Source organism: Bacillus sp. MRMR6, assembly GCF_001940785.1.
GTDB lineage: Bacteria > Bacillota > Bacilli > Bacillales > Cytobacillaceae > Neobacillus.
Map to the genome: position 1 here is coordinate 1 of NZ_MSLS01000084.1, position 964 is coordinate 964.

Here is a 964-nt window from a genome sequence, read left to right on the forward strand (position 1 = left end):
AATCCCTTACAAATCGGGCTCGTGAGATAACCGGAATCAAGTGCCACAGCTTCTACCTTTAACCCAAATTGTTGGACCTGACGGTCCAACCGGCTTAGGTAAGGAACAGAATCATGAACATTTCCAGGTGTAACATATACATCTGTAATAATGTTACATTTCATATCTGTAGTCCGGTGATCAAGATAACAAAACATTTCCTGCTTGTTATCACGAGACATAAATCCACATTCAGGATCAGTAGTGCTAACCCGAATTTCTTTCGTTTCCTTCACTTCCTCCTTGTCCTTTAACGGATTTTTTCCGTGTGCTAATCTGTCTTCTTCAACTGCTTTATTTAGTTCATCAAAATAATCACGAGTTTCTACCTCAATTTCTTGTTTTGTGAATTTATGTTTATTAGCATTAGCTTTTAAATGAGTAGAATCCGAAAATAATACACGACCACCAACCATGTGATTCATTGCTTGGAGAACGATCTCATCGAAAGTTTCCTGAAAGATATCAGTCTCCTTAAAACGGTGTTGGCGATTCCAACTAATTGTAGAGTGGTGTAGAACTGGATCCTTTAAATCAAACCTAAAAACCAACGGTATGCAACATTTACTTCAATTTCTCTTTGTAATTGTCGCTCAGAACGGATGCCATAAAGATATCCTATAAACATCAATTTAAATAAATTCAGGGGGTCGGAAGGGCGTCCATTATCATCACTATAATAGGGGCGTACCTTTTCAAGAAGAAAAGAAAAATCAATATGTTTATCAATTAAACGGAGAAGGTGATTGTCAGGAACCAAGTCATCAATAGTTACAAATTCAAATTCATTTTGGGTTGATACTTTTGGTTTAAACATATATTTCACCACTTATTATTTAATTTTTAATTATGTAGAGAGCTGTACACTATAGATTTAAACTCTGTTGAATTGCGTGGAAGGCACGTAGACTCCTGCGGGACTAGA

Annotated in this window: 1 pseudogene; it reads right to left on the reverse strand. The window is 36.4% G+C overall.

The annotated features are described in order from the left end of the window. Positions 1-856: pseudogene (locus BTR25_RS26690) on the reverse strand (transposase); the annotation flags it as partial. Positions 857-964 lie beyond the last annotated feature (108 nt).